The sequence below is a fragment of the Deinococcus aquaedulcis genome, assembly GCF_019693445.1.
GTDB classification, from domain to species: domain Bacteria; phylum Deinococcota; class Deinococci; order Deinococcales; family Deinococcaceae; genus Deinococcus; species Deinococcus aquaedulcis.
On sequence record NZ_JAHRBL010000014.1, the window covers coordinates 65,421 to 83,554 of the forward strand.

Annotated in this window: 14 protein-coding genes and 1 tRNA gene; 10 read left to right on the forward strand and 5 right to left on the reverse strand. The window is 66.2% G+C overall.

Annotated features, from left to right (window positions below; all coding sequences use genetic code 11):
• The first annotated feature begins 47 nt into the window (after positions 1-47).
• The 3 genes from KMW22_RS14785 to KMW22_RS14795 all read left to right on the forward strand — a co-directional run bounded on the left by KMW22_RS14785 (position 48) and on the right by KMW22_RS14795 (position 5,743).
• The gene (locus tag KMW22_RS14785; RefSeq protein WP_235693001.1) at positions 48-1,058 is read left to right on the forward strand and encodes a peptidase C39 family protein; all 1,011 of its coding nucleotides are present in this window, start codon (positions 48-50) and stop codon (positions 1,056-1,058) included.
• A gap of 1,419 nt (positions 1,059-2,477) precedes the next feature.
• Positions 2,478-4,292, forward strand: a complete 1,815-nt coding sequence (locus KMW22_RS14790) for an alpha/beta hydrolase (protein ID WP_221090821.1) — start codon at positions 2,478-2,480, stop codon at positions 4,290-4,292.
• A 629-nt stretch (positions 4,293-4,921) separates the two neighbouring features.
• Positions 4,922-5,743, forward strand: coding sequence for a hypothetical protein (locus tag KMW22_RS14795; protein ID WP_221090822.1), 822 nt, complete (start codon positions 4,922-4,924; stop codon positions 5,741-5,743).
• 99 nt (positions 5,744-5,842) lie between these two features.
• Here the strand turns inward: KMW22_RS14795 and KMW22_RS14800 are convergent, their stop codons facing one another.
• Positions 5,843-6,931, reverse strand: a complete 1,089-nt coding sequence (locus tag KMW22_RS14800; RefSeq protein WP_221090823.1) for an alpha/beta hydrolase — start codon at positions 6,929-6,931, stop codon at positions 5,843-5,845.
• A gap of 262 nt (positions 6,932-7,193) precedes the next feature.
• Between KMW22_RS14800 and lon the strand changes: the two genes are divergently transcribed.
• From lon to KMW22_RS14835, 7 genes are all read left to right on the forward strand, one after another.
• Positions 7,194-9,635 carry an endopeptidase La gene (lon, locus tag KMW22_RS14805; protein ID WP_221090824.1) on the forward strand — a complete coding sequence of 814 codons (2,442 nt, stop codon included), beginning with the start codon at positions 7,194-7,196 and terminating at the stop codon, positions 9,633-9,635.
• Between the two features lie 80 nt (positions 9,636-9,715).
• Complete coding sequence (locus KMW22_RS14810) at positions 9,716-10,672, forward strand: hypothetical protein (protein ID WP_221090825.1); 957 nt, start codon at positions 9,716-9,718, stop codon at positions 10,670-10,672.
• 55 nt (positions 10,673-10,727) lie between these two features.
• On the forward strand, positions 10,728-11,255 hold the full coding sequence (locus KMW22_RS14815; protein ID WP_221090826.1) for a YqgE/AlgH family protein: 528 nt from the start codon (positions 10,728-10,730) through the stop codon (positions 11,253-11,255).
• Between the two features lie 74 nt (positions 11,256-11,329).
• Positions 11,330-11,404: transfer RNA gene (locus KMW22_RS14820), tRNA-Asn, on the forward strand.
• Between the two features lie 290 nt (positions 11,405-11,694).
• Positions 11,695-12,468 carry a GGDEF domain-containing protein gene (locus KMW22_RS19680; RefSeq protein ID WP_221090827.1) on the forward strand — a complete coding sequence of 258 codons (774 nt, stop codon included), beginning with the start codon at positions 11,695-11,697 and terminating at the stop codon, positions 12,466-12,468.
• A 181-nt stretch (positions 12,469-12,649) separates the two neighbouring features.
• The gene (locus KMW22_RS14830) at positions 12,650-13,168 is read left to right on the forward strand and encodes a hypothetical protein (protein WP_221090828.1); all 519 of its coding nucleotides are present in this window, start codon (positions 12,650-12,652) and stop codon (positions 13,166-13,168) included.
• A 69-nt stretch (positions 13,169-13,237) separates the two neighbouring features.
• Positions 13,238-13,564 (forward strand): hypothetical protein, encoded by a 327-nt coding sequence (locus KMW22_RS14835; RefSeq protein ID WP_221090829.1) that lies wholly within the window; start codon positions 13,238-13,240, stop codon positions 13,562-13,564.
• A gap of 174 nt (positions 13,565-13,738) precedes the next feature.
• Here the strand turns inward: KMW22_RS14835 and hemA are convergent, their stop codons facing one another.
• The 4 genes from hemA to KMW22_RS14855 form a co-directional block, all read right to left on the reverse strand.
• On the reverse strand, positions 13,739-14,824 hold the full coding sequence (gene hemA, locus KMW22_RS14840; RefSeq protein WP_221090830.1) for a glutamyl-tRNA reductase: 1,086 nt from the start codon (positions 14,822-14,824) through the stop codon (positions 13,739-13,741).
• The gene (locus tag KMW22_RS14845) at positions 14,821-15,378 is read right to left on the reverse strand and encodes a precorrin-2 dehydrogenase/sirohydrochlorin ferrochelatase family protein (RefSeq protein ID WP_328774718.1); all 558 of its coding nucleotides are present in this window, start codon (positions 15,376-15,378) and stop codon (positions 14,821-14,823) included. Before KMW22_RS14845 ends, hemA begins: the two co-directional genes overlap by 4 nt.
• 132 nt (positions 15,379-15,510) lie before the next feature.
• The gene (gene cobA / locus KMW22_RS14850) at positions 15,511-17,061 is read right to left on the reverse strand and encodes a uroporphyrinogen-III C-methyltransferase (protein WP_221090832.1); all 1,551 of its coding nucleotides are present in this window, start codon (positions 17,059-17,061) and stop codon (positions 15,511-15,513) included.
• Between the two features lie 10 nt (positions 17,062-17,071).
• Positions 17,072-17,716, reverse strand: a complete 645-nt coding sequence (locus KMW22_RS14855) for a DUF1990 family protein (protein WP_221090833.1) — start codon at positions 17,714-17,716, stop codon at positions 17,072-17,074.
• Between the last annotated feature and the right edge of the window lie 418 nt (positions 17,717-18,134).

Below are 18,134 nucleotides of genomic sequence, written 5' to 3' on the forward strand. Positions count from 1 at the left end.
TGTTGCTGGCGGCGGGCCTCGCGTCCAGTGCCTCGGAGGCCCTCACCATGACCTACCCTGCGTCCACCACCCTGATTCACGAGCGCGCTGGCGACTGGACCGGCGGCGAGGGCCGGGGCGTGGCGGCGGGCCCCAGCGGGCTCACCCTGGCACCGGGGGCCAGCAGCGGCACCTGGACCTCGGCGGTCCTGGCGGCCCCCGCCTTTGATGAACTCGTGCCGTCGTGGAACGCGCGCACCCCGGCCAGAGGCAGCGTGACCGTGGAGGTGCGCGCGCAGCAGGGCGGGCGCTGGACGCGCTACTTCAGCTTTGGCACCTGGAGCAGCGCCGAAGGCCGCACCAGCCTGGACGGCCAGAAGGACGCCAGCGGACAGGTGCTGACCGATACTCTGCGCCTGACGGCCAAAGCCAGCGCCTACCAGTACCGCGTCACCTTGCGCGGGGCGGGCACCGGCGTGACCCTGCTGGCCTTCGCCACCTCGGACCGTGCGAAGCAGGCGGCGGGGCTGGGCACCCCCGGGGCACGTGCCCTGTGGGGCAAGGTGCTGGGGGTACCCGGACGCTCGCAGATGCTGTACCCGGGCGGCGGTGAGGTCTGGTGCAGCCCCACCAGCGTGAGCATGATCCTAGCCCACTACGGCGTGAACGTGACGGTGCCCGACGCCGCCCGGGCCACCTTTGACCGCGCCTATGACGGCACCGGCAACTGGCCCTTTAACACCGCCTACGCCGCCACCCACGGCCTGCGCGCGTTCGTCACGCGTCTGCCCAGCCTCGCCCAGGCCGAGCGGTTCCTGGCTGCCGGGGTGCCGCTGGCGGTCAGCCTGGGCTGGAAGGCGGGCGAACTGCCCGGCGCCGCGCTGCCCACCAGCAGCGGTCACCTGATGGTGCTCGTGGGCTTTGATGCCCAGGGCAACCCGGTCCTGAACGACCCCGCTGCCCCCACCGACGCCGCCGTGCGCCGCACCTACCCCCGCGCGGTCTTCGAGAAGCTGTGGCTGACCCACAGCGGCGGGCTGGCATACGTGATTGCGCGTCCGGGGATGACGCTGCCGTAAGGAAATACTTCAGGGACGTGGAGCCCTGCCAGAGTAGGGGGCGATGCCCAGCGGCGCCGCTGCACGGGTATAAGAGAGGCAGCCATCACGGTCAGTGACTGCGGCATGGCTCCCCGCCACTGGAACAGAGCCCGGGGTGAAACTGGTGGCCGCATTCTGGCAGTGAGCACACCGGACTTCTGGCCACCCATGTCAGCTCTCGCCCCCCCATTCGGAAACCATAAGAGGTGTGTGGAACCTTCTTGAATGCCCTCTGGGTCCTCCCCTGTTGCCGCACCATTCTCCAACCGCGAGCGCAGGCCCGGCCATGTGCCTGGGTGCGCCGAGCAAATCAAGGACCCTACTGAAGCGTCGTTTCAAATTCATTCGTAGATTTCGCGTTTCCCACACGGCACACTGCAGCCACAGGGAAAAACCTCGTTGAGGCGAGAGTCCTGCGGCCAATCAAGCCGCTGCGATGAGGCCCTGAAGCAACCAGCAAGGAGGTCTGAAGAGGCCCCAGCGCCCTCATTGCCGCCGCTTACTCGGAGGTGTGCTGCATTCTGTCGTGTCCCCAGATAAAAAACCCGGTGGCCCCCATGGTCTACACCTTGCAGATTCAATCCCTGGAAAGCCGGCATGTTCTCTGCTCTACAGCGCCGCGCGTTCCTCTAGGCGGAAAACGGCCATCATTCGCAACCAACGTTTTTGGGCGCCGTCTCGTCCCACAAGGGCCACCGGCGATGGACGTGAAGTGAACCCTCGAAACAGGTTGCAACCCGCCTGAGACCGCTCCGCCAGCCTCGTGGGCGTGGCTGTTCATAGCCAGACGCTCTGCCTGACACCACAAGCTCGCCCCTCTCAAGCTGTCGTTCCGTCCACCGAATTCCGGCCGGATGGTCTTATCCGGCCGCCGACCCCACGCCAAGCAAAACAAGCCAGGCGGCGCAGAAAGCAGCGAACCACCCCTGGTCTGACAGCACCAAGTGGTTGCCTTGCGGGTGGCAGGCACACTGAGCGGTGCTCTGACTCGTGCCAGCGATATAGCCAGTCAATACGCCGTGATGTTCTCGGGCGCAGCAACTTCAGGCGCCGCAGGAGCTGTCACCCAATGCTGCAGCGCAGAACCGCCTTGGCAGTCCATGTAGACCGACCTGACGAGCACGCTGTTTCGCCTCTCTTGCTGGAGACCCCCAGCGCTGCGCCGGAGAGAAAATAAGCCTGATCAGCGTCCCAGACGAGATGCCTTGCACGGCCTGCTCGCCTGAAGACGATCTGGACCACTGCCCAACCAGATGACGCCCGCTTCCACCAACGACCCGGCACAGAACCGAGTTGCTGGTGCCAGGCCCACAGCGGCTCTCGTTTTGCCCGATTGAATCCTTCCTGCAGGCGGTTCAATCGGCGTTGGTCCCAGCCTGCCAGAAGAAGGTTCTTCGCATGAAAAATAACGCCCTGCCAATCACCGTCGGTCTCTCGCTGGCCCTGGGCCTCAGTGCCTGTACGCGCGAGCTGACCGTGCCCCAAGCCAATGCCCACGCCCTGAAAACCTTCGAGACACAAACCCTGAAGTGGGAAGCGTGCGACCCCAGCCTGCTGCCAGCCCCAAAGTTCACGAAAGTGCTGGGCAAGCGCATGGAGTGCGCAGATGTTCAGGTGCCACTGGACTGGAATGCTCCTTCCCGGGGTGCGGCGAGCTTCGCCCTGATGCGGGTGAGGGCTGCGGATCCGTCGGCCCGTAAAGGGGCCATTTTCCTGAACCCCGGCGGACCAGGGGCCGACGGCCTGCTGTTCGGCGCGGTGTTCGGCTTTCTGTGGAATTACGCCGACCGCGACACCAGGGCTGGCGCCGGCCTGTACCAGTTGGCGCAGACCTACGATCTCGTCGGCTTCTCTCCGCGTGGGGTTGGCCAGAGCAGCGCCAACACCTGCACGACCAACGAACGGTTCACGCCCACCCATCATCCGGGCACCGACCGCAGTGCGCAGAACATTGACGCGATGGTGCGCAATTCCCGTCTGATCGCCAGAGCCTGCCAGAAAAGCCCGTTGACGCCTTACGTCAACACCGAACAGACCGCCCGCGACCTCAACCTCGCCCGCGCCCTGATGGGCGACGCGAAACTCAATTACATCGGTTACTCCTACGGCACGTGGCTGGGCTCGTGGTTCGCCAAGATGTTCCCGCACCAGACTGGCCGGATGATGCTCGACGGCAACACGGCCTTTCACCAGAACTTTGAAGAGGTGTTCGGGCTGCAACCGCTGGGGTTTGAAAGGGCCTTCCGCGAAACCGCGCTGGGGTATGCCGCCCGCCACCACGACATCTTCGGCCTTGGTGCAACCAAAGAGGCGGTCTATGCCGGCTATGACCGCCTGCCCGCCGACCTGAAATTTGCCCTGGAAAACTACCACGGCGAGAGCATTGTGGGCGCGCTGTACAGCCCCGAAGGCATCACCTCTATTCCGTCGCAACTGGTCGCGGCGCACGGCGTCAATGAGGTGCTCAGGGCCAACCCTGCCGTCAAAACGGCCCAGGCGATTGCGCCGCTGCTGGCCGCCCACCAGTTTGCCCAGGACGCCGACGTGCAAGCCGCCGCCCAGGCCTACGCCCTGCCGCTGGCCGACACCTACTTCAGCCTGCTGCGCGAAGAACCCCGCCCGATCTCGCTGGACAACATGACCTCGGTGTTCAACAGTGTCGTCTGTAACGACACGCCTTCAACGCAGGGCGCGGACCATTGGGTGAAGCTGGGCAACGAACAGGCCACCCGCTACCCACTGATTGGCGGCTCCATGACCGAGAACGTCTGCGCTTTCTGGGGCGCGCCCACCGCCAGAAAACCCGAAACGCCCAGCACCATGCCCCCACTGCTGCTGGTGCAAAACGAGTACGACCCGGCCACCGTGACCGAAGGCGCCCTCGGCGCCCTCAAGGCCACGCCGGGCGCCAGGATGATCTTTGTTGACAACGAGACGCGCCACGGGTCTTTCCCGTATGACACCGAATGCGTGGACGTGCAGGTCAGTGACTATTTCCTGCATGGCGTCTTGCCGGCCCAGGCGTTCAACGTCTGCCAGGCTGTCCCGCTGCCCGGCGAGGAGCAGGTCTACCCGGTGGGTCAGACCTACACCAGCGGTCTGGCCCCCCAAGCCATGAATATCCGTGCGGCCACGTTCGGCACGGCGGCCGCAACCCAGGAAGCGCAGGCCATCCTCAAACAGATTCTTGAACGCAACGCCCTCCGGTACTGACAGCAGGTGACAGGTCCACCCACGGGCTGAACCCCAGCGCTTCCATGCGGAGCCGCGAAGCAGAGGGCCGCTCCAGAGGACTGGACATGGGTTCCGGATAACCCCCCAGAGGAACATTCCGTTCCCGGCTGGGTGCTTCGGTACTGAAGGCAGTCTCTCGCACCAAGGGTTGGGAGAGGTTGAGCCGTTCACGCAGAGCAGCCCGACGAGCACCCTGGTTTTCCCCTCCCTGCGGCGGGGCTCGCAAAGTTGCGCCGCAGAGGGGGGAACGGGGCTGGCGTCCCGGACGACGTTTTCGGCAATGCCGCCCCACCAGACTTGAACCCTGTCCGAACCAGGAATCACAGCGGCGGCCTGTTCCACCCACTTGAGGTGGCCGCCGCGCAACGCCGTTTACGCCGCTCTCTACCCCGAATGCGCACTGCCTTCATTGAGGACCTGGAGTGGCTGTGAATCTGCGAGGAGCAGCCGTTCCATTCGAAGGGACTAGGCCAGCAGCCCCGCGACCCGGAGGAGCGCCTAACCCCCTACGCAGAACGTGGCCCCTCTGAAACGGAACCAACATATTCATCGAACAGCTGGAATCCCTATAACCACGCAGCGGGGCCGCACCACCTACACTCCTTCTCATGGACTTTCCCACCCCCTGCCCGGCGTGCGGCTTTGAAAACCGCGTGGCCTTTACGGAAAGCGGGGTGCATGACGTGACCTGCGCCCAGTGCCGCGCGCGGTCCTGCGTGTTTCTGCGCAAGCAGCGCTTCGAGGTGCTGTTCGACCTGGGCACCCGCGCCCTGATGGACGGCTACGCCCGCGAGGCGGTGGCCAGCTTCGCGGCGGCACTGGAACGCTTTTTCGAGTTCTACGTGCGGGCCTTTACGCTGCAGCAGGCGGCCGGGACCGAGCGGGATTTCAGTGCGGCACAAGCGGCCCTGGACGGCACGTGGCGCCACGTGGCCAGCCAGTCCGAGCGCCAGCTGGGCATGTTCGCCCTGGCCTACCTGCTGCGCGAGGGCCGTGAGCCGGAATTCCTGACCCCGGCGGGCCTGGGCACCGACTTCCGCAACCGGGTGATTCACCGGGGCGCGCTGCCCACCCGCGCCGAGGTCGACGCTTACGCGGCGGGGGTCTTTGCCCTCATAGACCGCCTGCTGACCGAACTGGGCGAGGCCGCCGCCCACGTGGAACTCGCGCAGGAGGGGGTGTTCGCCGCGCACCTCGCCCGGCTGCCAGACGGGGTCACGGCGGTATTCGAGGAACACCCGGGGATGTTCCGCGCCCGGCGCTTTGCCGGGGCGGGCCCTGCCCTCAGCCCGGTGCCCAAGGCAGACCTGCCAGCGGTCAAGGGCGTGCGCGGCGTGAACGACGCCCGCGCCTTTCAGCAGGCCCTGTTCCAGCAGGCCCTGGCCGAACGCGGCGCCCTGCTGCAGGCCTTCAAGGGGTCGGGGCGCTAAGGACGTTGCACCTCACGTTGCGACTTTTCAGGAAAGCGCCCAAAAGTCTCCACTCCTGGTGCAACGTCCTTTTTTCGATACTCGCTTCGCTCGGTTGATCTACAGATCAACTTCGAGCGACTTAAGGCCCACCAGCCACCAGCGCAGGAAGCCCGGCAGGCGCGCGCGCCACGCGGCTTCATCATGCCAGTGGCCTTCACCGATGGTGAAGTGAACCTCCTGCACGTGTGGGCGCAGGTGCGCGGCCATGTTGCGGGCCAGTTCAGTCACCTCCTGGGCCCCCGTCAGACTGCCGCCCTCGTGGTCGCCCATATCCACCCACACGCGCGCCTGGGGATCACGGCGCCCCTGCCACCAGCGCAGGAGTTCAAAGTCGGCGGGCCACACCGCTGGGCTGAATACCCCCAGCGTGCCGTAGGTGCCGGGGTCGCGCAGGCCGCAGTAGGCCGTGATCAGCCCCCCGAACGACGAACCCGCCAGCGCCACCTGTGAAGGCGGCACCGGCCCGAAACGTCGTCGCAGCTCTGGCAGCAGGGCGTCCCTCAACCAGTCGGCGTACTCGTCAGCGCCGCTGGAAAAGGCATTCAGCTCAAAGGGAAAGGGCACATAGCGGCGGCTGCGGTCCTCGTTCACCGGCAGCGCGGCCACGCGGCAGGGCCAGCCCGCCTCGGCCAGCGCCTGCGCTGCACCCGCCGCGTTCCAGCTTTCGCCGGCAAAGGTGGGGCCCTCGTCGAACACATTCTGGCCGTCGTGCAGGATCAGGAGCGGCAGCGGGCCGTCGTGTCCGGCCGGCCACCACAGGCGCACGCTCTGGGGCCCCCACGGCGCGGCCAGCGTCACCTCCTCGCGCGGGGGAGCGGAGCGCACAGGCCGCCCCTGCCCGGCGCGCGCGTCCTGCCAGCCGGCCACCGTCAGCTCCACCACGCCCGGCCCGCGCACCACCACCGGGTGGGCCGGCGCGCGCCCGCCCCAGGCGTCGCCCTCCTCGGTCACGGTTCCGTCCGGGTGCCGTGAGCGCACCTTCACACCGGTCAGGGTGCCGTCAGGCAGGTCCGCGCGCAATTCGCCCTGCGTAAACACAAACGGACCGGGGTCGGCGGCCCAGCCCCGGAAGTCGCCGGTCAGAAACAGCGTGCCGGCTGGGGGCGAACCGGGCGGCAGGTGCAGACGAAAGCGCACTTCGGGCATGGGGGCAGTGTGGCACAGCCCCGTGGGCCCCCCGCCGACCCCGGCTTGGGTGAAGGCGACGTCAGCTTCCCGTGAGGGTTATGTCAGGTGCCGGGCGCTAGGCTTTTGGCGTGGAGGACGAGGTTTCGCCCGGCCTTTTCCCGGCGTGCCCAGGGTTGTCTCCACCCCGGAAACTTGATATATTCGCACTCAAGTTTCCTGTTTCGGTCTTTTCAGGAACCCACCCTCAAGACGACCCACCCGGGCGAAAGGAGTTCCGACCATGCCCACCCTTCCCCAGACTGTTCCCGTCTGCCCGGTTCGCGGCAGCGTGATCTACCCCACCATGGTGCAGCACATCGACGCGAGTCGGGCGCTGTCCATTAATGCCATTGAGGCCGCCATGCAGGGCGAGAAGGTCATTCTCATCGTGTCGCAGCGCGACAAGGATGTGGACGACCCCAAAGGCAGCGACCTGTACGACGTGGGCACCGCCTGCAACGTCCTGCGCGTGCGCAAGAACCCTGACGGCACGGTGCAGATGCTGGTCAGTGCCGTGGCCCGGGTGAAGGCCAGCAACTACCGGCGCAGCGATTACCTGAGCGCCGACATTGCCCCCCTGGAGGCCGAGGCCGACAGCCCCGTGGAACTGCAGGCGCTGAGCCGCGAACTGCGCGAGCGCTTCGACACCATCGCCTCGAACGGCAAGATCAGCGCCGAGAACGTGCAGACCATCCACGCCAAGGATGACATTGGCGAGATGGCCGACCACATCGCCTTTAACCTGGATTTCAAACTGGAAGACAAGCAGGCCCTGCTGGAGCAGGCCAGCCTGACTGCCCGCATCCGCAAGCTGCTGACCCTGCTGGACACCGAGCAGGAAGTGCAGGCTGTGCAGGCCAAGATTCGCGCGCAGGTGAAAGAAGAGATTGACAAGAACCAGCGCGAATACTACCTGCGCGAGCAGATGAAGGTGATCCAGAAGGAGCTGCAGGGCGGCGACGACGGCGAAGAAGGCGACGAGGCCGAAGCCTTCCGCGCCAAGCTGGACCAGCTTGACCTGAAGCCCGAGGTGCGCAAGGACCTGGACCGCGAGGTCAACCGCCTCGCCCGCATGCACCCCGACGCGGCCGAAGCCAGCGTGATCCGCACCTACCTGACCTGGGTGACTGAACTGCCCTGGAACACCCGCAGCGAAGACCAGCTGGACGTGACCCAGGCTTCCCAGATTCTGGACGACGACCACTACGGCCTGGAAAAGGTCAAGGACCGCGTGCTGGAATTCCTGGCCGTGCGCCGCCTGCGCAAGGAACGCGCCGCGCGCGGCGAACTGAGCGCCGAGGACGTGAACAAGGGCCCCATTCTGGTCTTCACCGGCCCTCCTGGGGTGGGTAAAACCAGCATCGCGCAGAGCATCGCCAAGTCGCTGGGCCGTAAGTACGTGCGCATCGCCCTGGGTGGCGCGCGTGACGAGTCGGACATCCGTGGTCACCGCCGCACCTACATTGGCGCCATGCCCGGCCGCCTGATTCAGGGCATTCGCAGCGCAGGCACCAAGAACCCGGTGATCCTGCTGGACGAGGTGGACAAGCTGGGCAGCTCCTACCAGGGTGATCCCAGTGCCGCCCTGCTGGAAGTGCTGGACCCTGCACAGAACCAGCACTTCACCGACCACTACCTGGGCGTGCCGTTTGACCTCAGCGAGGCCATGTTCATCGCCACGGCGAACTACCCCGAGCAGATTCCCCCGGCCCTGATGGACCGCATGGAAGTCATCGACTTCTCCAGCTACATCGAGCAGGAGAAGCTGGAAATCGCCAAGCGCTACCTGCTGCCCCGCCAGCTGATCGCCAACGGCCTGAAAGCCAACCAGATCGCGTTCACTGATGCGGCGCTGGAGAAGCTGATCAGCCACTACACCCGCGAAGCCGGCGTGCGCAACCTGGAGCGCGAGATTGGCACGGTGGCCCGTAAGGTCGCCCGCCGCATCGCCACTGGTGAGGTCAAGCGCGTGAAGGTCACGGAGAAGGATCTGGACCGCTACCTGGGCCAGGCCCGCCACATCCCCGAAACCGAGGGCAAGGAAGACATGGTGGGCGTGAGCACCGGCATGTTCTACACCCCGGTGGGCGGCGACATCCTGTTCGTGGAAACCAGCACCAGCCCCGGCAAGGGCCTGGTCCTGACTGGCCAGCTGGGCGACGTGATGAAAGAAAGCGCCCGCGCCGCCCTGACCTACATCAAGGCGAACGCCGAACGCTTCCACATTGACAAGGCCCGCATTGACGACTCCGAGATTCACGTGCACGTGCCGGCGGGCGCCATTCCCAAGGAAGGCCCCAGTGCGGGTGGCGCGATGGTCACCAGCCTGATCAGCGCCCTGACCGGCATCCCCGCCCGCCACGACGTCGCCATGACCGGCGAGATGACCCTGACCGGCCGTTACCTGCCCATCGGCGGCCTGAAGGAGAAGGTGCTGGGGGCCCGCCGCGCCGGGATCAAGCACATCATTCTGCCCAAGGCGAATGAAGGCGACCTGCGCGACATCCCGCTGCACCTGCGCAGCTCCATGCGCTTCCACCCCTGCGAAACCGTGGATCAGGTGCTGGATGTGGCCCTGGTGGGCGGCCTGAAGGCCCTGGAGACCCCCCGTGACGGTCAGGCCCTGCCGGCCCCCGAAGCGGCCCCCAAGCGCAAAGGCCGCCGCAGCGACGCCCGCGCGTAAACTGACGTGACCTCTCCCCCGCCCGTGGTGGCGGGGGTTTTTCGTGTCGTAGCGCAGCTGGCTTCTCTATGCTGGGTGGCGTGATGAAACGCGCGTTGGTTGTTGGGCTGCTGAGCTTCTGGTCGGGGGCGCAGGCGGCGTATTGCTTTGATGCTCCGGGAACGAACGATGATCTTTTTCGTTTTCTTCGTGGCTCACCTAAGCACCTGGAGCAGGTCAATGATGCCAGTGGAACCAAGGACGACCTCACAGTACAGGCCAGTTTTCAACAGAAGCGTATCGCCGAACTGGTTCAACAGACCCGCTTTCCCGATCGGACACGTCTGGATCACGTCGTCGTGTTCAAGCAGTTGGGCGCCAATAAGATCGAGGGCCGGTTGTCTTTCCCAAACACCAACCTTTTAATGTCTCCTCTTAACAAACAGGTGGAGTCTGCACGCCTCGAAGCAAAAAACTATGAAACCTCTCCTCCGGCTCTTTCACTGACTTATGATGCTCAGGGTCGGCTCAGTACGTACTCTGGTTTCTGGATTCAAATGGGCTCTTTTTTACCCAGACAGGTTAAGGCAACCTGTATCTATGGGCAGCAAACAGTGATTGAAACCGTCAATATCATGCGGGAGTACCGCAGCGTCAGCACGACCAAGTTGGACAGTCGGGGCAAACCGATGTTCATTGATTTTTCCACTCAAAAATACGATGGCCCTCTCGATCTAGACACGTTTATCCCTGCTTTGAGCGCCGTTTATACCTCCCGGACCATTTTTGAATACAGCCAGACTGGTGAACTGACAGGTGCGAGAATCCATGTCCCCACGCAACGGAACGCCGCTGGTGAACTGGTGGAACGAGGCCAGCCGGAGACAGTCATGAGCTTCACCCTCGACCGGAACAGCAACATCATCCGCGAAGAGAGACGAGCCGACGGCCAAACGACCACTGTCGAGTTTACGTACGACTCGCAAGGCAATTGGATAAAGCGGGTCGCGCGTTCGCCAGTGAAAACCATCTCTACCACCCGCACCTTCACCTACTGAGCCTGGGGCCACTGCTTTCATTCCGGGCCTGTCCTGGCCGGTATCCTGTAGGCCCATGAGCAGCCTCATCACCTTTCTTGTGGCCAGCCCCCACCTGCGCGGTGGGGTGTTCGAGGGCACCGTCATCCTGCTGCTGGAACACGATCAGAAAGGGGCCATGGGCCTGATCGTGAACGCCCCCATGCCCCATACCGTTTCCGACTTGCTGCCCGACGCCCCTGGGCAACCGGCGCCCGCATGGCTGGGCGGCCCGGTAGACCCCACGCTGGGCTGGTGCCTGTACCCGCAGGCGGTGGGCCTGGAGGGCGAAATTCGGCTGCTGCCCAACCTGAATGTGTCCAGCAGTCTGGACGTGCTGCGGGCTGTCATGGCGCAGGAGCAGCGCTATATGCTGGTGCTGGGGTACGCGGGCTGGTCGGCCGGGCAGCTGGCCGACGAGGCGCGGGAAGGCAGCTGGGTCTGGGTGGAGCAGGACTCGCCAGACCTGCTGTGGGACGTGCCGGCCCGCGAGCGCTGGCAAGCGGCCCTGGACCGCCTGGGCGTGGTGCCGGACACGATCATGCCCGGCGGTGCGCAGGCGTAAGCGGGCGCCAGCGGGACTTGCACGCCTGCAGGGTGCGTGCTACTATCCCTCTCGCGCCGGAAACGGCCCGGTATTCGGCAGTAGCTCAGTGGCAGAGCATCCGACTGTTAATCGGACGGTCGTTGGTTCGACCCCAACCTGCCGAGCCAGATCAAGCCCCCCTCTCGCAGGGGGGTTTTCCTTATGATCCCGCTGGGGGCTGAACCGATGCTCTTAACAAGCGGGAGGGCCCTCACACTTCAGCCCCCGGCGCCCGTCAACCCACCCCCCGCTTTCTCAGGGGGTGTTCAGGGAAGCCCCAGAGACCTTCCTCAGAGGGCCCAAAGCCTTCGTGGGTGCTTCATGCTGGCGCAGATGAACAATTCACCGTTGAACGGGTGTGCTATGCCTGAGGTGGCATATGGGCCTTTCGATACCTTCTCAGGCACCGCCCCAGCCGGTGCCCAGTCAACTGATCGTGCAGGTGGCCAGCGCGGAGACGTGCGAGGCCATTGCTGAACACGTGCTGCGGGGCGTGGCTGGACTGCGGGGCCTGACGCTGTGGGGCGAGGGGGGCACGCTGGCCCTGGCCTCGGCGGGCGAGCCGGCAGCCGATCCCCAGGAGCCACTGACGGCCCTGACCGAAGACCCCGAATACTGGCTGAGCACTGTGCCGCCCACGCCGCTGTCCCCCGAACTGCTGGCTGTCATGGACCTGCGGCTGCGTCACCTGGAGGCCCAGCGGAGCATTGAACGGCTGCGCCGCCGCCTGTCGTCCATGGCCACCGCCGCCACCACCGATCCCCTGACCGGGCTGCCCAACCGCATGGCCCTGGATGCAGACCTGCAGCAGCTGGAAGCCGAAGGGGCGGCCTATGCAGTGGTGTTCATTGACCTAGACGGCTTCAAAGCTATTAACGACCAGCACGGCCATGCGATGGGCGATTCGCTCTTGAAAGGCTACGGCCTGTGGCTGTCGCGGGTGACGGGGCCCTGGGGACGGGTGTACCGCATGGGCGGCGACGAATACCTGCTGCTGGTCACCCATTTCCCAGGTTCCCAGGAAGCGTTTGAAGCCTGGGCCAACGAGCGGCTGCCCATGCTGTTCGTGGACGGCGTGACTGCCAGCATTGGCATTGCGTGGCGCCATGAACGGCAAGCGGTGCGCGAAGTGCTGAAGCTCGCTGACCAGCGCATGTATCAGGCCAAGACGGCCCAGGGGCAAAGCCGATGAGACAGGTTGCCTGCGGCGGCTCGTTCCTTTGGCAGGTCCAGCCGAAACCCCTACGTACTGTGGGCCGCTTCTGAAAGAGGAGCGGCCCTCAATAGTTCTGAGTCGTGGGGCTGATACGGGGCGCCTCTGATGCCAAAGCCTAATAGGGCGTGTAGGCCAAGGTTGCTCGCTACTCTGAGGGATGAATCGTGAATCCTTTGACCAAGACGTGCAGGGGCTGGTCGGCTTACAGCTAAAGCGAGTCCGGTACTACGAGTTACACGGTGACTGGCCCTCGTGGCATGCTGACCCGGACTTCGACAGCCTGAAGCAGGGACTCGACTTCATTGGCGACGATGCCTCGTTCTTCATTACCTGGGATGCCTCTTTCTGGAGCTATGGTCTATGCGTTCGCTCAGGAGCTTTGGTCGATTTTTTGTCAGGAGGGCAGTTCGGTGATGTGTCTGCAACAAGTCGGTGGTCAGGCTTGTGTGGGCAGCGAGTACGTGCTGCACGGTTCATTTGGGAACCGATCCCGCTGGCTGAGGACAGGGCCGTCTACCCGCAACATTTGGTGTTGACGTTTGAGGCTGGGAATCAGGTGTATGTGAGTGCTGCGACGCCCCAAGGAACGCGAGCGCCGTTCTTTGGGATGTCTGATCATGTCGTCGTCCTCTTCGACCAGGAGCTCGCTCGGCATTATCTGCACGGCATCCAATAGCTTTATGACTGAGGACCCGGCCAACCTTGGCCTACACGTCTTAGCAGGACTTTGTCAGAATGGATTTCCATGACTGAGCCGGCTCCACAACTACGTTCGCTTGACCTCGTGCAGGTCGTTCTGGAGCGTCCGCCGACCTACACATCTCACGGCTCGTACAACGAGGTCGTCGCATTCATTGAGGGGTATCACGCCGGGCATCGCTACACAGGGACCCAGTGGTTCGAGTTCCTTAGCTGGTTGCGAGAGCAACTTGGTGAGGTTGAAGGTCGGGTGCTGGTCCGTTTCCGCCAAGGGCTCCAAGATGACACCAGTGCCCTTCAGGAACTCCAGGCGCTGTACAACGCCTTTCTTGAACGCCAAGCGGAACCACAGAAACCTCTTGTTGAAGAGTGACAAAGTCCTGTTAGAAGGAGCGAAGGAATGCTGCTCCATCGCTGTCGTCCCGTCTGTTTTCGCCTTCGCTCTCCTGCGAAGCTCTCCGAGGCCGCTTGCCGCTCGCCTCCGGCTCACTTAAATTCCGTATGGGCAGGCTGCACCCAAACCCGGCCGAGCTTCAATGGCCGCTTTCTAATCGCTGGCCAGGGCCAGTTCGCGCTGGCGGGCCTGCCGGGTCAGGTGCCAGCGGTATAGCTCGGCGGCGGCGTCGCGCACGATGGCGCCCGCGTGAGGCAGCGCGGCGCGGCGGCTCTGCAGGTTGCGGGCCACGATACCGGTCAGGTCGTCAAGGTTGTGCAGGTGGGCGCCGGGCACCTCGGCAATATCGGGCGCCAGAATGCGTGGCACGCTGATGTCGATGAGGAACATGGACCGGCCCGGGCGCTGGCGCAGAGCGGTGCGGACGCCATCCCCGTGCAGCACGTAATGGGGCGCGGCGCTGGAAGCAATCAGCACGTCGGCTTCGGGCAGCACCTCGTGCAGGTACTCGGCGGCGCAGGCACGGCCGCCCAGCTTCTCGGCCAGCTGCCGGGCACGCTCGGCGGTGCGGTTGACCACGATCACGTCGTCCACGCCAGCGGCGCGCAGGTGGGTCAGGGTAAGTTCGGCGGTTTCGCCCGCGCCCAGAATCAGGGCGGTGCGGCCCGAGAGGCCCCCCAGGGCCGCCTGCGCCAGCTCCACGGCGGCGCTGGACACGCTGACCACCTTGTCACTCATACCTGTTTCAAAGCGCACCCGCTTGCCGGCCGCCAGCGCGCCCTGGGCCACCTTGTTCAGCACGGTGCCGGCCAGGCCCCGCGCGCGAGCGTCCTGCCACGCGCGTTTGACCTGCCCCTGAATCTGCGTTTCGCCAATCACCAGACTGTCCAGGCCCGCCGCCACCCGGTACAAGTGGGTCACGGCCGCCTCGCCCCGGTGCACGTACAGGTGGCCGCCCAGCGCGTGTCCCCAGGCGCCTTCAAAGGCCACCACGGGATCGCCACTCAGGCCCGCCAGATAGACCTCGGTGCGGTTGCAGGTGGCCAGCAGCATGACTTCCTGGGCATGCCGGGCCAGGTGGGCCAGCAGGGGCCCCTCTTCACCCGCGCGCACAGCGGCGCGCTCGCGCACCTCGACGGGAGCCGTCTGGTGATTCAGGCCCACCACCACAAGGTCCAGCGCTTCAGGCTGCGGCAGACCGCTCAGGAAGGAGCGGGCGGTGGGGCAGGCCAGCGTCATGCAGCCCCCAGGGCGCGGCGGATGTCGGCGCGCAGGGTGTCCAGGGCGGCATGTTTCTGGGGTTCAGGCAGGGTCAGGGCCGCTTCACGCTGAGCGGTCCAGCGCCCCAGCTGCGCCTCGGTGGGCAGCAGTTCGGCGCAGCGCTGGGCCAGGGCCTGGGCCAGCATGGGCAGTTCGCGCCCGGTGCTCACCGCCACCTGCACGCCTGCTTCCTCGGCCACAGCGGCAAAGCGCAGACTTCCGCGCGCGGCGTCGGCAGCATCGTTGACGAGGCTGCCCTGGGCCCGCGCCTCGGCCACCACCTGCGCGTTCACGCGGGCGTCTGGGGTGGCGGCCACCACCAGCGCCGCGCCGTGCAGGTCGCCGTGGGCGTAAGGGCGTGCCAATACGGTCACCGGCAGGGCTTTCAGATCTGCCTGCACCTCGGGCGCCACCACCGTCACTGAGAGCCCGGCGCGCAATAGCGTGTGTGCCCGGCGCAGGGCCACACGGCCCCCACCGACAATCACGGCGCGCTCGCCACGCAGGTCCAGGAAGGCGGGAAGCAGACTCACGGGGCGCAGCATAGCGCGCCGGGCACGGGGCAGCCGTCCCCGACCGAACGGTCGGGAAAGCGGCTGGGAGGGCGTGGAGGGGGCGGGGTGGCACATGGCAGTGAGACTGCCTATTGCGGCCCAGCGGGCCTGTCAAGCCCCGGTTTGCCCGCGCACCGCGTCCTGCACCCCGCTCCCCCCCGTTCCTTCCACCACCGCTGCCGCTGCATCGGCCAGGGCGTCCAGGCTGGCTTCGTGGGCCACGGTGACCTGGGCAAAGCCGGCCTCGCGGGCGGCGTCGGCGGTCTGGGGGCCCATGGCGGCCACGCGGAAGGCGGTGCCGGCCAGGGCGGCGAGGTGGCGGGCGGCGCTGCCGGAAGCCAGGGTCACCACGTCGGCCTGCCGCAGACGTTCCAGGGGGCCAGGGGCCAGGGGCGCGGGTTCAGTGCGGTACAGCTCGGCGCGGGTGTAGGGCACGCCCCGGGCGCTCAGGCCGCGTTCCAGCTCGTCCTCGGCCAGCTGGCTGGTGAGGTGCAGGGTCGCCTCGCCACGCTCCACAGGCAGCTCGGCGGCGAGGTGCCGGGCGCCGGGGGTGGAAGGCACGAAGTCGGCTTTTAAGCCCCGTTCAGCCAGCGAACGCGCCGTGCTGGGGCCCACGGCCGCCACTTTCATGCCGGCCAGCGCGCGGGCGTCCAGGCCGGCCTCCTCCAGCAGCGTCCACAGGGCGCGCACCGCCTGGTTGCTGGTGAGCAGCAGCCAGCCGCTGAACCCCTGCAGCGCGGCGGCCACGGGCGCCAGATCCGGCGCAGGCGCAAAGCGGATCAGCGGCACTTCCAGCACCTGGGCGCCCCGGGCGCGCAGCACGTCAGACAGGGCGCTGGCGCCTTCGCGGGTGCGGGTGACCGCCACCGTCTTGCCCGCCAGGGGACCGGCCAGAGCGGGCGCCGGTTCGAACCAGTGCAGGGTGTCCCGAAGGCGCACCACCTCACCGACCACAGTCACGGCCGGGGCCTGCAGGCCGGCCTCGCGGACCACCTCGGCAATGGTGGCCAGGGTGCCGGTCACGGCGCGCTGCTGCGGGGTGGTGCCCCACTGCACGGTGGCGGCCGGGGTCTGGGGGTCGCGCCCGGCGGCGATCAGGTCGGCCGCGATCTGGTCGAGGTTCCGCACGCCCATCAGCAGCACCAGGGTATCCACGCCGGAGAGGCGCTCGTAGTGGGCGCCGCCCTCCTTGGTGTTGCCGGTGAGCACCGCGAACGAGCGGGCCACCTCGCGGTGGGTGACGGGAATGCCGGCGTAGGCGGGAGCGGCAATGGCGCTGGTCACCCCGGGCACCACCTCAAAGGGGACCCCGGCCCGCACACAGGCTTCGGCTTCCTCGCTGCCGCGCCCGAAAACGAACACGTCGCCGCCCTTCAGCCGGGCCACCCGGCGCCCGCCGCCCTCCTGAGCCTTGGCCACCAGCAGTTCGCTAATCTGCTCCTGGCTGATGTACTCCGAAAAGCCTTTCTTGCCCACGTAGATGGTTTCGGCCTGGGGGCAGTGACGCAGCAGTTCAGGGTTGGCCAGATAGTCGAACAGCACCACGTCTGCCGCCTGCAGCGCCTGCTGGCCGCGCAGGGTCAGCAGGCCCGGATCACCCGGCCCCGCCCCGATGAGGGACACAAAAGCGCGGGACGGCACAGCGGCGGAAGACTGACTCATGCCTCACAGGCTAGCGGCCCGGCGGCGGGACATATGCGGCTTCCTGCGTTTCATGACCGCGTGCGCGCACCCTTCCGCCACTGACCGCCACGGCGCGCGACAGCACCGTTTCCCAGTTCAGGCGCTGCAGCGCGTGCGCCGCCAGCAGGTAACTGAGGCGGTCCGGCCAGCTGGACGCACGGATGAAGACCTCAATCTCCAGGTGCAGCACGCCGCTGCCGGGCTCAGTGACCCCAAAGCGCACCGTGCCCGCATCGGCGTGCAGGCGCAGGGTGCGGATGCGAAAGGCGCGCGACGTGACGGCCTCCACGACCACCCGGGCGCGCCGGATCAGGCCCATGAGGATCCGCAGGCGGGTGCCAGGACCAATGGGCGGGCCCCCCTGGGCGGGCAGCGGGGCGTCCAGCCCCCGGAACCACGCGGCCAGACGCGGCGCAAATTCGGGCAGGTGCTGCAGCACCTCGGCGGTGATGTCTTCCGGGGAGCAGGTGGCCCCGGTGACCTCGGCCCAGAAGCGGCGGCGGATCACGGGTCCTGCGCCGTCCGCCAGCCCCGTGGGGCGCAGCGCCCTGGCTCCCGCTTGAAAGACGTTCCCAGACAGCAAAAAAGCGCCCAACGCCAGGGCCACCGTGCGAACAACAGGAAATTGAGCCATAGACACCTCGGCAGAGAGAAACGAAACCTGCCAGAAAGTATCCGGGCCTACACTGCCGGCTTCGGCGCGGTGCAGGTCAAGGCGGCTTTAGAGAACCGAAGGTGGGGAACGGTGGCGCGCAGGACCGTCTCTCAACAGTGTCTTTCAGAGTGGGGCACTGCAGAGGGCTGGGACGGCTCCGAATCTGCCGGCAAGCCGTTCCAGCCCCATACCAGCGCCTTATACGAAAAAGAAGTAAAGATTGGACATTACGCATTAGGAAGCCAGTGGAAGTACGTCGTGCGCGAAACCAGAGCCTCTTGGGTCATCAGCCAAGCACATCGCTCGTCAACGGCCGCGAGCAACTCAGCTCGGCTGTCCCAGGCGCGATTGACCAATCCCGCTTTGATCGGCGGCCACAGATGCTCTGCTGGCATCA